A 16,405-nucleotide genomic window follows, 5' to 3' on the forward strand; every position below is an offset into this window, starting at 1 on the left:
TCACAGGGCGTCGGCCAGGGCCCGGCCGATGACGGTGACCGCCTCGGCGTCGGAGAGCATCCCGCCGTGCGTGGAGTCGACGTCGTGGTTGGCGATGATGCCCTTGACGTACGGCCGCCAGGCCTCCGGCACGAGCCTGGCCCGGACCTCCTCGGGGTACTCCACTCCGGGCGTGGGGCGCGTGGCGGTGAAGAAGAGCAGGTCCCCGCCGAACACACCGGCCTGGAAGGTGCCCATCAGCCGGTTGTTGTGGACGTAGGCGTTCATGCTCTTCACCAGGCCCTGTTCACCCAGCGCGGCGAGGCGGTTGTTCTCCTCCTCCAGGTACGCGGCGTACCGGGCGAGCACCGCGTCGCGGTCCACGGCCAGCTCCCCCATGTCGAAGGAGAAGCCGGACGCCAGCAGCGGGGCGATGATCTCGTGGTCGTCCCAACTGGGCGCCTCGGCCTCCAGGTCGGGCGGGAAGGTGTCCATGATGCCCAGCATCCGCACCTCCTCGCCCTGCTCCTCCAGCCGTACGGCGACGGCATGGGCGACCAGGCCGCCGAAGGACCAGCCGAGCAGCGCGTACGGGCCCGCCGGCTGCACCGCGCGCATGCGGGCGATGTAGTCGTCCGCCATCTCCGCGATCGAGTCGGGCATCCGGTCCGGCTCGGTCAGCCCGCGGGCCTGGAGCCCGTACACGGGCTGCTCGGAGTCCAGGTGGGTGAGCAGGCCGGAGAACGACCAGCTGGTGCCGGAGCCCGGGTGGATGCAGAACAGCGGCAGACGGTCGCCACGGGGGCGCAGCGGCAGCAGCGGGTCGAGTGGGTCGCGAGAGGTGTCCGAGCCCAGGGCGCGGGCCAGGCCCGCCACGGTCGGCGCCTCGAAGACGGTCCGCACGGAGATCTCCACGCCGAGGTCCGAGCGGATCCGGCGGACCAGCCGGGTGGCGAGGAAGGAGTGCCCGCCGAGCCGGAAGAAGTCGTCGTGGACGCCCACCGCCTCCAGCTCGAGCAACTCGGCGAAGAGGTCGGCGAGCACCTTCTCCTCGGGGGTGCGCGGGTGGGCGAGGGAGGCCGCGGCGGTACGCGGCGCGGGCAGGGCGCGGCGGTCCAGCTTGCCGTTGCGGGTCAGGGGCAGGGCGTCCAGGGTGACGAACGCCGAGGGGACCATGTACTCGGGCAGCCCGGCCCGGACGTGCGCGGCCAGCGTCTCGTCGAGAGCCTCGGCGGCAGTGGGTGCGGCGCTCTCGTCCGGTACCACATAGGCGACCAGGCGCTTCTCACCGGGCGAGTCCTCGCGGACGACCACGGCGGCCTTCGCCACGGCCGGATGGCGGACGAGCGCCGCCTCCACCTCGCCCGGTTCGACCCGGAAGCCGCGGATCTTCACCTGGAAGTCGGCGCGGCCGATGTACCGGATCTGTCCCTCGCGGGTCCAGCGGACCAGGTCGCCCGTGCGGTACATGCGTTCACCGGGCGCCCCGAACGGGTCGGGGACGAAACGCTCGGCGGTCATGCCGGGCCGCCTGAGGTAGCCACGGCCCAGGCCGGCGCCGGCGATGTACAGCTCGCCGGTGCGGCCGGGCGCCACGGGGCGCAGCGCCGCGTCGAGGACTCTGAGGCGGGCGTTGTCCACGGGGCCGCCCATGGTGGGCGCGTTCTCCCACTCCGCCGGATCCGCGGGCAGCACCCAGCCGGTCATCACATGGGTCTCGGTAGGGCCGTACTGGTTGTGCAGGCGCCGGCCGGGCACCCGCCCGTGGAAGGCGCGCAGGGACTCGCCGGCCACCAGTGCCTCGCCGGACTGGACGATGTCACGCAGTTCCGGCAGGTCCAGGGCGGCTTCGCGGGCCGCGTCGGCCACCGCCTCCACGACAAGGTTCGGTGCGAACAGTTCCTGCACGCCGTGCCGGTCCAGCCACCGCACCAGGCGCTCGGAGTCGCGCCGCACGTCCTCGGGGCACTGCACCAGCGTCTTGCCGTACAGCAGCGCCGACAGGATCTCCTGCACCGACACGTCGAACCCGATGGGCGCGAACTGGGCGGTGATCCGGTTGCCCGCGAGGAGCCCGTCCTGCCAGGCGACCAGGTTGGCCGGGCCGCCGGCCTGCATGACCACGGGCTTGGGGCGGCCGGTGGAGCCGGAGGTGTAGATGACGTACAGCGGGTGCCGGGGCAGGGCCGGGGCGGTGCGTTCGGTGTCGGTGACGTCGGTGCCGGGGAGCGCCCCGAGGGCGTCGTGGACGGCCGGGTCGTCGAGCAGGACGGTGCCCGGACGCCCCGCGGGCAGGGCGGCGGCCACGTCGGTGGTGGTCAGGAGGACGGCCGGGTCGGCGTCGTCGAGCATGTAGGCGACGCGCTCGGCGGGGTGGGCCGGGTCGACGGGCACGTACGCGGCGCCGGTCTTGAGGATCGCGCAGACCGCGGTCACCTGGAGCGGCGAGCGGGGCAGGGCGATGGCGACGTACGACTCCGGGCCCACGCCGCGGCCGATGAGCAGCCGGGCGAGCCGGTTGGCCCGCGCGTTGAGCTCGCCGTACGTCAGCCGTTCGACGGGGCCGGACGCCGTGTCGTCCACGACGGCTTCGTGCACCACGGCCGGGCTGTCCGGCCGCCGCGCGGCCCACTCCTCGAACAGCTCCGGCAAGGGCCGCCACGGGTGCTCCCGGGTGGTGGCGTTCCACTCGGTGAGGACCTGGTCGCGGTCCCGGTCCGCGAGGACGTCGACGCGGCGCACCCGCGCGGCCGGATTCTCCACGACGAGAGCGAGGAGCCGCAGCAGCGCGTCCACGACGGAGCGGGCGGTCTCCTCGTCGAACAGGTCGCGGGAGTACTCCAGGGAGGCGATCATCCCGGCGGGCGTGCCGTCAGCGCCGCGCCGCTCCGCGAAGGAGAACAGCAGATCGAACTTGGCGGTGTCGACGGTGACCGGCTCGTTGGCGACAGTGAGCCCGGGCAGCCGCCCCTGCACGTCGGCAACGGCCTTCTGGTCGTTGTTGTCGAAGGCCAGCTGGACCTGGTACAGCGGGTGGCGGGCCAGGGACCGCTGGGGGTTGAGGATCTCGACGAGGCGCTCGAAGGGCACGTCCTGGTGGGCGTAGGCGGCCAGGTCGACGTCGCGCACCCGCGCCACCAGCTCGGTGAAGGTGGGATCGCCGGACACGTCGGTGCGCAGCACGAGGGAGTTGACGAAGAAGCCGACCAGTTCGCCGACGGCGTCGTCGGTGCGGCCCGCGATGGGCGTCCCGATGGGGATGTCCGTGCCCGCGCCGAGCCGGGACAGCAGCCCGGCGAGCCCCGCCTGGACGACCATGAACAGGGTGGACCGGGTGTCGCGGGCGAGTTTGGCGAGTCCGGCGTGCGTGCGCTCGGGCACGTCGAAGACGAGCATGCCGCCCTCGCCGCTGGACACCAGGGGCCGCTCGCGGTCGGCGGGCAGCTCGAGCTGCTCGGGCAGGCCCGCCAACTGCTCGGTCCAGTGGGCGAGCTGACGGGACAGGACGGAATCGGGGTCGTCCTCGCTGCCCAGCATCGTCCGCTGCCACACGCTGAAGTCGGCGTAGTCGACCGGCAGCGGCTCCCACCTCGGGGCGTGCCCGGCGTGCCGTGCCGCGTAGGCGACGGTCAGGTCGCGGCGCAACAGCGGCATGGACCAGCCGTCCGCGGCGATGTGGTGCATGAGCAGCAGCAGGACGTGCTCGGTCTCGGACATCTGGAACAGCCAGACCTTCAGCGGCGGTTGCTCCGACAGGTCGAAGCGGTGCCGCACGGCCTCGTCGAGCAGTCCGCGCAGCCGGCCCTCGTCGGCCGGGACGACCTCGACGGGGACGGGCGCGGGCGGCAGGGCCCGCTGGTAGGGGCCGTTCGCGTCCTCCGCGAAGACGGTGCGCAACGGCTCGTGCCGGGTGACGACGTCGGTGAGCGCGTCGCGCAGGGCGGCGTGGTCGAGGCGGCCGGTGAGGCGCAGCGGCACGGGCAGGTTGTAGCTGGGGTTGGGGCCCTCCACGCCGTGCAGGAACCACAGGCGCTGCTGGGCGAAGGACAGGGGGACGCGCGGCGGGCGCGGGACCGCCGGTGTGATGCCGCCGCGGCCGTCGCCGCTGCGGTCCAGGACCGCGGAGAGCGCGGCCACCGTCGGCGCCTCGAACAGCTCCCGGATGGCGAGTTCGGTGCGCAGCGTGGAGCGGATGCGGCTGACGAGGCGGGTGGCCAGCAGGGAGTTCCCGCCCCGCTCGAAGAGGTTGTCGTCGATGCCGATCCGGGGCAGCCCCAGCACCTCGGCGAACAGACCGCAGAGGATCTCCTCGCGGGGGCTGCGCGGGCCTCGGCCGAGGACGGCGGTGTCCCAGTCCGGGTCCGGCAGCGCCTTGGGGTTCACCTTGCCGTTCGGCAGCACCGGCAGCGTGTCGAGCACCACGAACGCCGTCGGCACCATGTAGCCGGGCAGCGTCTGCGCGGTGTGGGCGCGCAGCGCCTCGGGGTCCGGGGCGCCGGTGCCGCCATCGGCCGCGGGCACCACGTACGCGACGAGGCGCTTCTCCCCCGCCGGGTCCCGGCGGGCGACGACGACCGCCTGCCCGACGCGGGAGTGGCGGGCGACGGTGGCCTCCACCTCGGCGGGTTCGATCCGGAAGCCCCGGATCTTGACCTGGTGGTCGGCGCGTCCGGCGAACTCCAGGACGCCGGCGGGGGTGCGCCGCACCAGGTCGCCCGTGCGGTACATACGGGAGCCGGGCGGGCCGAACGGGTCGGGCACGAAGCGTTCCGCGGTGAGGGCGGAGCGGCCCGCGTAACCGCGCGCCACGCCGGCGCCGCCGACGTACAGTTCGCCGGTCACCCCTCCGGGCACGGTCAGGAGGCCGCCGTCCAGGACGTACAGGCGGGTGTTGTCCATGGCGCCGCCGATGGGGACCGTGGAGCCGAGCGCACCGGCCGTGGTCACCGCGTGGTGGGTGGCGTTCATGGTGATCTCGGTCGGGCCGTAGAGGTTGGTGACCGTCAGGCCCGGGCAGTGCTCCAGGGCCCGGCGGAACGCCTGCGCGGAGGCGGCGTCACCGCCCGTGGTGATCTCGCGCATCCCGGCGAAGACCTCGGGCCGCTCCTCGGCGAGCACGTTGAACAGCGCGGTCGTGAGCAGGGCACCGGTGACGCCGTGCCCGGTGATGGTGCGGGCCACGGCGTCCACGTCGGTCTCGCCGGGCGGGACGACGACGATCCGGTTGCCCGCGAGCAGCGGTATCCACAACTCGTAGGTGGAGGCGTCGAAGGCGAGGGTGGCGTTCATCAGGACGGACTCGTGGGCGCCGGTGTGCCAGCGGCCGTCGAAGGCGAGTTCGGCGACGCCCCGCTGGGTCACCACGACGCCCTTGGGCCGGCCGGTGGAGCCGGAGGTGAACATCACGTACGCCGCCTGGTCGGGGTGTACGGCCACTCCGGGGTCGTCGGCCGGCCACTCCCCCGGGTCCGGGTCGTCCACGACGATCGCGGGGACGCCGAGCGCGTCGGCGAGTTCGTCGGCGCGCGGCGCGGTCGCCCGGTCCGTGACGACGGCCCGGGCACCGGCCTCCTCGGCGGCGTCGCGCATCCGGTCCAGCGGGAAGCCGTGGTGGAGGGGCACGTAGTGGCCGCCCGCCTTGAGGACGCCGAGCACGGCGACCGGCACCTCCGGCGAGCGCTCCATCAGCAGCACGACCGCCGACTCGGGGCCGACGTCCGCGGCGGCGAGGCGGTGCGCCAGCCGGTTGGCTCGCGCGTCGAGTTCGGCGTACGTGAGGGTGCGGTCGTCGGTCACGACGGCAGGGGCGTCGGGCACCCGGCGGGCCTGGGCCCGGAACAGCTCGGGCAGGGCGGCGTCGGGCACCTCGCGTACGGTGCCGGCCGAGCCCTCCGGCAAGGTCGGCACCCCACCCGGCTCGGCGGCGGCGGTGATCCGGGAGACGGGGCTGTCGGGTGCGGCGGCCACGGCCTCCAGGATCCGCACCACCCGGTCCATGATGTGCCGGGCCGCGGCCTCGTCGTACAGGTCGGGACGGTGGTCCAGGCGCAGCCAGATCCGCTCACCGGGCGCCCCGATCAGGGACAGCGGGTAGTGGTTGGCGTCCTGGCTGTCGACGCGGGTCACCCTGAGGGCGGCGTCGGAAGCCCCGCCGCCGCCTCCGGAGGGGTAGTTCTCGAAGACGGTGAGGGTGTCGAAGAGCCCGCCGCGGCCGTCGGAGCCGATGGCTCTGCGGATGTCGGCGAGGCCGATGTGCTGGTGGGCCAGCAGCCGGGTCTGGGTGTCCTGGAGCTGCCGCAGGAACTCCGCCATGGGCTGCGCCGGCCGCAGCCGGGCCCGCATGGGCACGGTGTTGATGAACAGGCCGATCATGCTCTCGACACCGTCGATCTCCGACGGCCGGCCGGAGACGGTGACGCCCGCGACCACGTCGTCGCGGCCGGTGAGCCGGGACAGCACGATCGCCCAGACACCCTGCAGGACGGTGCCCATGGTGAGGCCCTGCTCGCGCACCCACTCGGTGAGGGCGCGCGTGGTCCCCTCCGGCAGCTGGACGTTGACCTGTCCGGGGACCATGGACACGTTGCCGGCGTCGGGCGCGACCAGGGTGGGTCCGTCCAGGTCGCCCAGCGCCTCGCGCCAGGCGTTCTCGGCGGCGACCCGGTCCTGCCGCCCCAGCCACGCGAGGTGGTCGCGGTACGGGCGCACCGCGGGCAGCCGCGACACGTCGCCCCGGCTGGAGTACAGCGCGAACAGCTCCCGCCACAGGACGGGCAGGGACCAGCCGTCGAGCAGGACGTGGTGGAACGTCAGGACGAGCCGGTGGCGGCCCGCGCCGAGCACGACCAGGGTGAACCGCATCAGCGGCGGTCTTGCCAGGTCCAGGCGGCGGGCCCGGTCCTCGGCGACGACCCGGTCGGCCTCGGCGGCCCGGTCCTCCTCGGCCAGGGCGGTGAGGTCGACGTCGTACCAGGGCACCTCGACCGCGCGGTGGACGATCTGGAGCGGGCGGTTGACCCCCTCGTAGCGGAAGCTCGTCCGCAGATTGGCGTGGCGGCGCAGCAGGCCGTCCGCCGCCGCCCGGAGGGCGTCGCGCTCCAGCGGGCCCTCCAGATCCACCACGAGCTGCACCGCGTACAGATCGGGTGCGGTCTCGTCGTAGACGCTGTGGAAGAAAATGCCTTCCTGTAACGGTGACAGCGGAAGGATCTCCTCAAGTCCCGACTGACTCATCACGACGTCCTCCAGTCGTCTTCCAGCAGATCGATTTCGCTCTGGCTCAGCTCCACCAGAGGCATGTCCGAGGGGGTGTAGCCGCCGGTCTCCGGCCGGCGGGCGTGCTCCACCAGGGCTTCCAGCGCCCGCACCCAGGCGTCGGCGATACGGCCGACCTCCTGCGGCGGGAGCAGGTCCGCGGCGTACAGCCAGTGGGCCGTGAGCTCGGGGCCGCGGGCGCCGTCCCGGGTGACGGCGGCGAGGTCGAGCGCGTGCGGCAGCCGCATCCCGGGCGCCTGGCCGCCGACGCCGCCGAGGTCGGCGAGCACCGACCAGTCGGTGACGGCCTCGGTGGTGTCCGACTCGGCGAACCGGCCCAGGTAGTTGAAGCCGATCTGGGCTCCGGTCCGGGTGGCGAGCCGGGGTGCCGTACGGGGGTTGAGGTAGCGCAGGGCCCCGTATCCGAGCCCGTCGTCCGGTACGGCCCGCAGCTGCTCCTTGATCCGTTTGAGGACCTGCCCGGCGGCGTCTCCGCCGGCCATCGCCTCGGCCCGGTCGTAGCGGCCGGGATCGAGTCGCACCGGGTACATGACGGTGAACCAGCCGACGGTGCGAGAGAGTTCACTGCCCGGCAGCAGGTGTTCGGCGCGGCCGTGGCCCTCCAGGTCCACCAGGATGCCGGTGTCGCCGCCGCCCCGCAGTTCCACCAGGGCCATGGCCAGCGCGGTCAGCAGCACCTCGTCGACCCCGGTGCGGAATGCCTCGGGCACGGTGGTCAGGACGGCCTCGGTGAGGCCGGGAGACAGCGTACGGGCGAGGGTCGCGCCCCGCTCGTTCACGTCCAGGCCCGGGTCCAGGGGACGGCGGCCCAGCCGAGGCTCGCCTCGGCTCAGCACCTCTTCCCAGTGGGCCAGTTCGGCCTCTCGGGCGGGGTCCTGCGCCCAGTCGGCGAGCCGTCTCGCCCAGCCGCGCAAGGAGGTGCCGACGGGCTGGAGCGCGGGCTGCCGGCCCTGGGCGACCGCCTGCCAGGCCTCTTCGAGGTCGGGCAGCAGGATCCGCCAGGAGACGCCGTCGACGGCGATGTGGTGCACGCTCAGGAAGATCCGGCCGGGCTCGTCCGGGCCGCGGTCGAACCAGACGGCCCGCACCAGCGAGCCGTCCCGGAGCGACAGCCGGCGGCGCGCTGTGTCCGCGTGCTCGGCCATCACCTTGAGGAGGGCGTCGTCGCCCAGGCCGGCGCAGTCCACCCGCTCCACGCACTGCCGTGCGCCGGCCGCGCCGGGCGCGGTGACCTCCAGCCGCCAGCCGTCGCCCGCCCCGGGGCCGTCGCCCGGTGTTCCGGGTTCGGTGGTGAGCCGCAGCCGCAGGGCGTCGTGGTGGTCGAGCAGTGCCTGCACGGTGGCGGTCAGCGTGTCCAGGGCACAGTCGGCCGGGGCCTGCATGACCCGCCACTGGTGGAGCTCGTCGACGGGGCCGCCGAGTTCGGCGAACCAGTGGACGATGGGCGTGGCGGGCACGGGGCCGATGCCGGCGCCCTCCTCCTCGGCGGCGGCGCCGTCGGTCTCGGTGACGACGCGGGCCAGAGCGGCCGGCGTCTTGTGCTCGAAGACCTCCTTGGCGGTGAGGACCAGGCCGCGCCTGCGCGCCCGGCTGGCGAGCTGGATCGACATGATGCTGTCGCCGCCGAGGGCGAAGAACTCGTCGTCGGCGCCGACCTGTTCGAGGCCGAGGACGTCGGCGAACAGTTCGCACAGCAACCGCTCGCGCGGGTCGCGGGCGGCGCGGCCCGGCTCGCCGCCGCCGAACTCGGGTGCGGGCAGCGCCCTGCGGTCGATCTTGCCGTTGGGGGTGAGCGGGAACTCGTCCAGGTCCACCAGGGCGGCCGGGATCATGTAGTCGGGCAGGGCGCGGCTGAGGTGGGCGCGGATGTCGGCCGTGTCGACCTCGCCCCCGTCGCCGACCAGATACGCGACCAGGCGCCGGTCGCCCGACCGGTCCTCGCGGACCGTGACCATGCCCTGTGCCACCGAGGTGTGCTGCGCCAGGACGGCCTCGATCTCGCTCAGCTCGACCCGGAAACCGCGGATCTTCACCTGCTCGTCGGCGCGGCCGACGAAGACGACGCGGCCGTCGCCGGTACGGCGCACCAGGTCGCCCGTGCGGTACATCCGGGTGCCCGGCGGGCCGAACGGGTCGGGCAGGAACCGCTCGGCGGTCAGGTCGGGCCGCCCGAGGTAGCCGCGGGCCACGCCCGCTCCGGCGAGGTACGCCTCGCCCGTCACTCCGGGCGGCACCGGGTTGAGTGCCGCGTCCAGTACGTGGAGGCGGTCGTTGGGGATCGGCCGGCCGGCGTCCGGGACAGTGTCGCCGCGCAGCGGGTCGCTCATGGTGGTCAGCACGGTCGACTCGGTCGCGCCGTAGACGTTGATGACCCGCACCCCGGCGCGCCACCAGCGCCGGGCCAGCTCGGCGGAGAACGACTCGCCGCCCATGAGCACGCCCTTCAGCGTGCGGGCGCCTTCGGGGTCCAGGGTGGCGAGCAGCGTGGGCGGCAGGGCCGTGTGCGTCACCCGCTCCCGGGTGATCAGCTCGGCCAGCTCGTCGCCGCCGACGAGGCCGGACACCGGGCCGAGGACCATGGTGGCTCCGGTGACCAGAGTCATCACGAAGTCCCCGATCGCGGCGTCGAAGTTGGGCGACACCAGCTGCAGGACCCGGCTGCCGGGCTCGAGGGCGAGCTTGTCGACGTGGGCCGCGGCGAGCGAGGCGAGTCCCGTGTGGGGGACGACGACGCCCTTGGGACGGCCGGTGGAGCCCGAGGTGTAGATGGCGTACGCCGCGCCGTCCAGCCGCAGCGGGGCGGTGCGATCGTCGTCGGCGGGGCGGTGGCCGGGGCTCGCGGCGACGGCGGCCCGGGTCTGCGGGCTGTCCAGCAGCAGCCGCGGAGTGTCGCCGGCGGGCAGCGTCCCGGCGGTGCCCTCGGTGGTCACCAGCAGCGCGGGGCGAGCCTGTTCCAGCATGTAGGCGATGCGGTCGGCCGGGTAGTTGGGGTCGATCGGCAGGTATCCCGCGCCGGCCTTGAGGAGAGCCACGAGGCCGACCACGAGCTCCTCGGTGCGGGGCAGGGCGACGGCCACGAACTGCTCGGGCCCCACGCCGAGACCGATGAGGTGGTGGGCGAGCCGGTTGGCCCTGGCGTCGAGTTCCGCGTAGGTCAGGGCGGTGCCGGCGTGCTCGACGGCGACGCCGTCCGGGGTGCGCCGCACCTGGTCCTCGAACAGCTGGGGCCAGGTGCGCTCGGGCAGGTCCAGGGCGGTGTCGTGCCACGCGCCGAGGACGAGGTCCCGCTCGGCGGGTGCGAGGACGTCGATGCGGTCCACCGAGGTGCGAGGGTCCGCCGCGACGGCCTGGAGGAGCCGCAGATAGCGGTCGGCGACGGCCCGCACGGTCGTCTCGTCGAAGAGGTCGGTGCTGTACTCGACGGAGCAGTACAGGTCGCCGGGCGTGCCGTCGGCGGACGGCTCCTCGCCGAATCCGAAGAGCAGGTCGAAGGTGGCGGTTGCGGTGCCGACCGGGTGCGGGGCCACGCGCAGTCCGTGCCGCCCGGCCGTGCCGCCGGGCACGGCGCGGGCCGTGTTGTTGAGCGACAGCACGACCTGGAACAGCGGGTGGCGTGCGAGGGTCCGCTCCGGACTGAGGGCGTCCACGAGCCGCTCGAACGGCACGTCCTGGTGGGCGTAGGCGCTCAGGACGGAGTCCCGCACCCGGTCGAGGAGTTCGGCGAATGACGGGCTGCCGGACACGTCGGTGCGGAGCACCAGCGTGTTGACGAAGAAACCCACGAGGTCGTCCAGGGCTTCGTCGGTGCGCCCGGCGACGGGCGAGCCGACGGGGATGTCGCTGCCGCCGCCCATCCGGTACAGCAGGGTGGCCAGGGCCGCCTGCAGCACCATGAAGACGCTCGCGTGGTGTTCCTGGGCCAGGGTGTGCAACCGGTCGTGCAGCCCGGCGGGCACCGAGATCTCGAAGCGGTCGCCCCGGTAGGACGGGGACGCGGGGCGCGGCCGGTCGGTGGGCAGCGGCAGTTCCTCGGGGAGCCCGCGCAGGGTGCGCGTCCAGTAGGCCAGTTGTGCGGCCGTCTCGCTGTCGCTGTCGTCCTCGTCGCCGAGCAGTTCGCGTTGCCACCGCGTGTAGTCGGTGTACGTCACCGGCAGCGCGGGCCAGTCCGGTCCGCCGCCGTCCAGCCGTCCGGTGTAGGCGCGGGTCAGGTCGCGTGCCAGCAGCGGGATCGACCAGCCGTCGGCGGCGATGTGGTGCATGAGCAGCAGCAGCACATGGTCGTCCTCGGCCAGGGCGAACAGCCGGGCCCGCAGGGGCAGTTCCGCACTCAGATCGAACGGGTGCCGGGCCTCCCGCGCCAGCCGCTCGTCGAGTTCGTCCTCCGTGACGGGGACGACGAGCAGCTCCACGTCCGCGTCGGCGGCGTCGGCCACCCGCTGGTACGGCCCTTCCTCGTCCTCGCCGAAGGCGGTGCGCAGCGTCTCGTGCCGGGCCACGACGTCACGGACGGCCGCGGCCAGGGCCGTACGGTCGAGCGGACCGGTGAGCCGCAGCGACAGCGGCATGTTGTAGCCGGCGCCGGGCCCCTCGAAGCGGTTGAGGAACCACAGTCTGCGCTGCCCGTGCGACAGGGGCGTCCGCTCCGGCCGGGGCCCGGCCGTGACGCGGACCCGGGCGCCGGTCGCGCCCGGCAGGGCGGCCGCCAGCCCGGCGACGGTCGGCGCGTCGAACAGGGCGCGGATGGCGACCTCGGAGTCCAGGACGGCGCGGATACGGCTGACCAGCCGGGTGGCGAGCAGCGAGTGTCCGCCGAGGTCGAAGAAGGAGTCGTCGATGGAGACCCGCTCCACTCCGAGTACTTCGGCGAACAGCGCGCAGAGGATCTCCTCGCGGGTGGTGCGAGGGGCGCGCCCGGTGCCGGCGGTGGGTGCGGGGGCCGGCAGGGCGCCGCGGTCGAGCTTGCCGTTCGCGGTCAGCGGCAGCGCGTCGAGCACCACGAACGCCGACGGCACGAGGTGGCCGGGCAGGGTCCGGGCGACCTGCTCGCGCAGCTCGCCGGGGGCCGGCGCGGCACCGTCCACCGGGACGACGTAGGCGACGAGCCGCCGGTCGCCCGGCCGGTCCTCGCGCACCAGCACCTCCGCCGTGCGCACCTGTGCCAGGGCGGTGAGGGCCGCCCGGATCTCACCGGGTTCAATGCGTACCCCGCGTACCTTGACCTGGTCGTCCGCGCGGCCGAGGAACTCCAGGTGGCCGTCGGGACTCCAGCGGGCCAGGTCGCCCGTGCGGTACATGCGCGCTCCGGGCTCGCCGAACGGGCAGGGCACGAAGCGTTCCGCGGTCAGGGCGGGGCGCCCCACGTAGCCGCGGGCCACACCGGCTCCCGCGATGTGGAGCTCGCCGCCCACGCCCGGCGGCACCGGGCGCAGTCCCCGGTCGAGGACGTACACGCGGGTGCCGGGCAGAGGCCGGCCGATGTGCGGGACCTCGCCCTCGGCGAGCGGCTCGCTCATAGTGGCGGTGACCGTGGCCTCCGTCGGCCCGTACGCGTCGATGACCCGGCGGCCGCCGCGGATCCAGCGGGCGGCGAGTTCCACCCCGAGCGACTCGCCGCCGGTCATCACGGTCCGCACGGTCGCGGCCCGGTCCTCGGGCACGGTGGCCAGCACGGGTGGCGGCAGCAGTACGTGGGTGGCCGCCTTGTCGGTCAGCAGGGCGGCGATCTCCTCGCCGGGGAGCCGGTTGTCGGCGGGGCCGAGGATCAGGGTCGCACCGGAGACCAGCGCCTGGACGACGTCTGCGACGGCGGCGTCGAAACTGAGCGACATCATCTGCAGGACCCGGCTGGAGGTGTCCATGGCCAGGTTGCGGATGTGGCCGACGAGCATCGAGCTGAGCCCGTGGTGCGGGACGGCCACGCCCTTGGGGCGGCCGGTGGATCCGGAGGTGTGGATGACGTACGCGGTGTGCGCGGGGTGCACGGGGGCGGCGCGGTCGCTGTCCGTGAGATCGGTGCCGGCCAGGTCGGCCAGGCGGCCCCGGACGCCGTCCGCGCCGAGGTCGACGACCCGGGCGGCGGCGTCCGCGACCGGGCCGGTCTCCGCCGCCTCCACGACGCGGGAGTCGGTGACCACGAGGACCGGTGCCGCGTCGTCGAGCAGGTAGGCGATGCGGTCGGCCGGGTGCGCGGGGTCCACCGGCAGCCAGGCGGCGCCGGCCTTGGCGACGGCGACCATCGCCACGATCCACGCGGTGCCGCGCGGCATGAGCAGGGCCACGACGCGGTCGGGGCCCGCGCCCTCGGCGGCGAGCAGCCGGGCGAGCCGGTTGGCGCGGGTGTTCAGCTCCCGGTAGGTGAGCGGCCCGGTGTCGCCCTCCACGGCGACGTGGTCCGGGGTGCGGGCCACCTGGTCCTCGATCAGGGCGTGCAGGGTCCGCGGCGGCAGGGCGGGCCCGCCGTCGGCCCACTCGTCGCGTACGCGGCGCAGTTCGGCGGCGTCCAGCAGCTCCGCGGCCCCGATGCGCCGGCCGGGGTCCGCGGACAGCGCGTCGAGCAGGCGGATCCAGCGGGCCGCGAGGGCGTCCGCCGTCGGCCGGTCGAACAGGTCGGTGCTGTACTCCAGGACACCGTGCAGACCGTCCCTGGCGGCCTCCGCCCGCTCCTGCAGGGCGAAGGTGAGGTCGACCTTGGCGGTGGAGGTGCCCACCTCGTACGGCGCGGTGGTGACGCCCGGCAGCCGCAGGGTGTGCGACACCCCGGACTCCGCCGTGTTGTTGAGCGCCAGCGCGACCTGGAAGAGCGGGTGCCGGGCGAGGGACCGCTCGGGGGCCAGCTCCTCCACCAGCCGCTCGAACGGCACGTCCTGATGAGCGTACGCGGCCAGGTCGGTCTCCCGGACACGGGCGATCAGCTCGGCGAAGGTCGGGTCGCCGGAGGTGTCGGTGCGCAGCACGAGCGTGTTGACGAACAGTCCGACCACGTCGGTGACGGCGTCGTCGGTACGGCCCGCGACGGGCGCGCCCACCGGGATGTCGGTGCCCGCGCCGAGCCGGGTGAGGAGGGCGGCCAGGCCGGCCTGGAGCACCATGAACAGGCTGGACCGGGTCTCGTCGGCCAGCTGCCGCAGCCGGGCGTACAGGCCGGCGGGGATCTCCAGGGGCGCTTGGTCGCCGTGGTGGGCGGTGGCGGCGGGGCGGGGCCGGTCGGTGGGCAGTTCCAGCTCCTGCGGCGCGCCGTCGAGCGTGTCGTGCCAGTACCGCAGCTGGCGGGCCAGCGGGCTGTCGGGGTCACCGTCGTCGCCGAGGACCCGGCGCTGCCAGAGCGCGTAGTCGGCGTACTGCACGGGCAGCGGCCGCCGGTCGGGCTCCCGGGCTTCGCTGCGGGCCGCGTAGGCGGTGGCCAGGTCGCGGCCCACGAGGGGCATCGACCAGCCGTCGCCGGCGATGTGGTGCATGAGCAGGACGAGCACGTGCTCCTGCGCGGCACCGTCCGGTGTGTCCGTCACGGTGAACAGATGGGCCCGTACCGGGAGTTCGGTGCGGATGTCGAAGGGCCTGCGGACCGCTTCGGCGACCCGCTCGTCCAGTTCCGCGCGTGCGGTGGTCTCCACGTGGAGTTCCGGCGCGGTGCCGGCGTCGAGGACGACCTGGTGCGGTCCCTCGGCGTCCTCGGCGTACACGGTTCGCAGGGCCTCGTGCCGGGCCACGGTGTCGGCGAGGGCCTGCCGCAGCGCGCCGGTGTCGAGGTTTCCCGTGACGCGGAGCGCGGCGGGGATCGTGTACGTGGCGGAGGCCCCCTGGAGGCGTTCGAGGAACCACAGCCGCGCCTGTGCGAACGACAGCGGCAGCCGCGCGGGCCGCGGGTCGACGGCGGTGACGGGGACGCGGCCGCGGCCTGCGCCGTCGAGGACCGCGGCGAGCCCGGCCACGGTGGGCGCCTCGAAGACCTGGCGGACCGTGACCTCCGCCGCCAGGGCGGCGCGGATGCGGTTCACCAGCCGGGTGACGAGCAGCGAGTGGCCGCCGAGGGCGAAGAAGTCGTCGTCGACGGTGACCGTGGGCAGGCCCAGCACCTCGGCGAACAGACCGCACAGCAGTTCCTCGTGCGGGGTGCGCGGGGCCCGGCCCGAGCCGGCCCCGGCGGTGTCGGCGGGGGCGGGCGCGGGCAGCGCCCGGCGGTCCAGCTTTCCGTTGAGGGTCAGCGGCAGGGCGTCGAGGGCCACGAAGGCCGACGGCACCATGTAGTCGGGGAGCGCGGCCGCCAGGTGGCGGTGCAGTGCCGCCGGGTCCGGGGCCGCGTCGTCCTCCGGTACGACGTAGCCGACGAGCCGGCGGTCGCCCGGGGTGTCCTCACGCACGACGACGGCGGCGCGGGCGACGCCGGGGTGGCCGGCCAGACGGGCGGTGACCTCGCCCAGCTCGATGCGGAAGCCGCGGATCTTCACCTGGTCGTCGGCCCGGCCGAGGTACTCCAGGCTGCCGTCCTGGCTCCAGCGGGCCAGGTCGCCGGTGCGGTACATGCGCTCGCCGGGCTCCCCGAACGGGCAGGCCGTGAACCGCTCGGCGGTCAGGGACGGCCGGTCCCAGTAGCCGCGGGCGAGTCCGGCGCCGGCGATGTACAGCTCCCCGGTGGAGCCGGGGGGTACGGGGCGCAGGCGGGCGTCGAGCACATAGGCGCGGGTGTTGGCGACGGGGCGGCCGATGGGCGCGGTGTCGGTCCAGGCCGCGATGTCGCCGGGCATCGTGTGGGCCGTGACGACGTGGGTCTCGGTGGGCCCGTAGTGGTTGTACAGCAGGCGGCCGGGCCGGCGGGCGTGATACGCGCGTATCGCGCCGCGCGGGGTCAGGGCTTCGCCGGCCTGCGCGATGTGGCGCAGGCCTGGCAGGTCGAGGCCCTGCTCGTCGGCGGCCCGGCAGACCGCGTCCACGACCAGGTTCGGGGCGTACAGCTCGCTGACGCCGACGCGGTCCAGCCAGGCGGCCAGGGCGTCGGGGTCGCGGCGTACGTCCTCCGGGCACAGGGCGAGCGTCTTGCCGTACAGCAGGGTCGACAGGATCTCCTGCGCCGACACGTCGAAGCCGATCGCCGTGAACTGCGCGGTGATGGTGCCGGTGCCGCCGCCGATGGTGGCGTGGTGCCACTCCAGCAGGT

At 74.5% G+C, this 16,405-nt stretch carries 2 protein-coding genes (1 of these 2 running past the window's edge); both read right to left on the minus strand.

From position 1 onward, the window contains the following. Positions 1 to 7,212 carry an amino acid adenylation domain-containing protein gene (locus tag ACFT32_RS08065; protein WP_382486973.1) on the minus strand — a complete coding sequence of 2,404 codons (7,212 nt, stop codon included), beginning with the start codon at positions 7,210 to 7,212 and terminating at the stop codon, positions 1 to 3. After that, positions 7,212 to 16,405 carry the 3' portion of a non-ribosomal peptide synthase/polyketide synthase gene (locus tag ACFT32_RS08070; protein WP_382486975.1) on the minus strand. It continues 8,275 nt past the right edge of the window, so only the last 9,194 of its 17,469 coding nucleotides appear in the window; its start codon lies beyond the right edge, outside the window; its stop codon occupies positions 7,212 to 7,214. Before ACFT32_RS08070 ends, ACFT32_RS08065 begins: the two co-directional genes overlap by 1 nt.

Origin of the sequence: Streptomyces sp. NPDC057002, assembly GCF_042673825.1 — a bacterium.
Lineage (GTDB): Bacteria > Actinomycetota > Actinomycetes > Streptomycetales > Streptomycetaceae > Streptomyces.

What these genes read in the sequence shown, in the direction of transcription:
- ACFT32_RS08065 (WP_382486973.1), bottom strand. Translation starts at nt 7,212, where the DNA reads ATGAGTCAGTCGGGACTTGAGGAGATCCTTCCGCTGTCACCGTTACAG.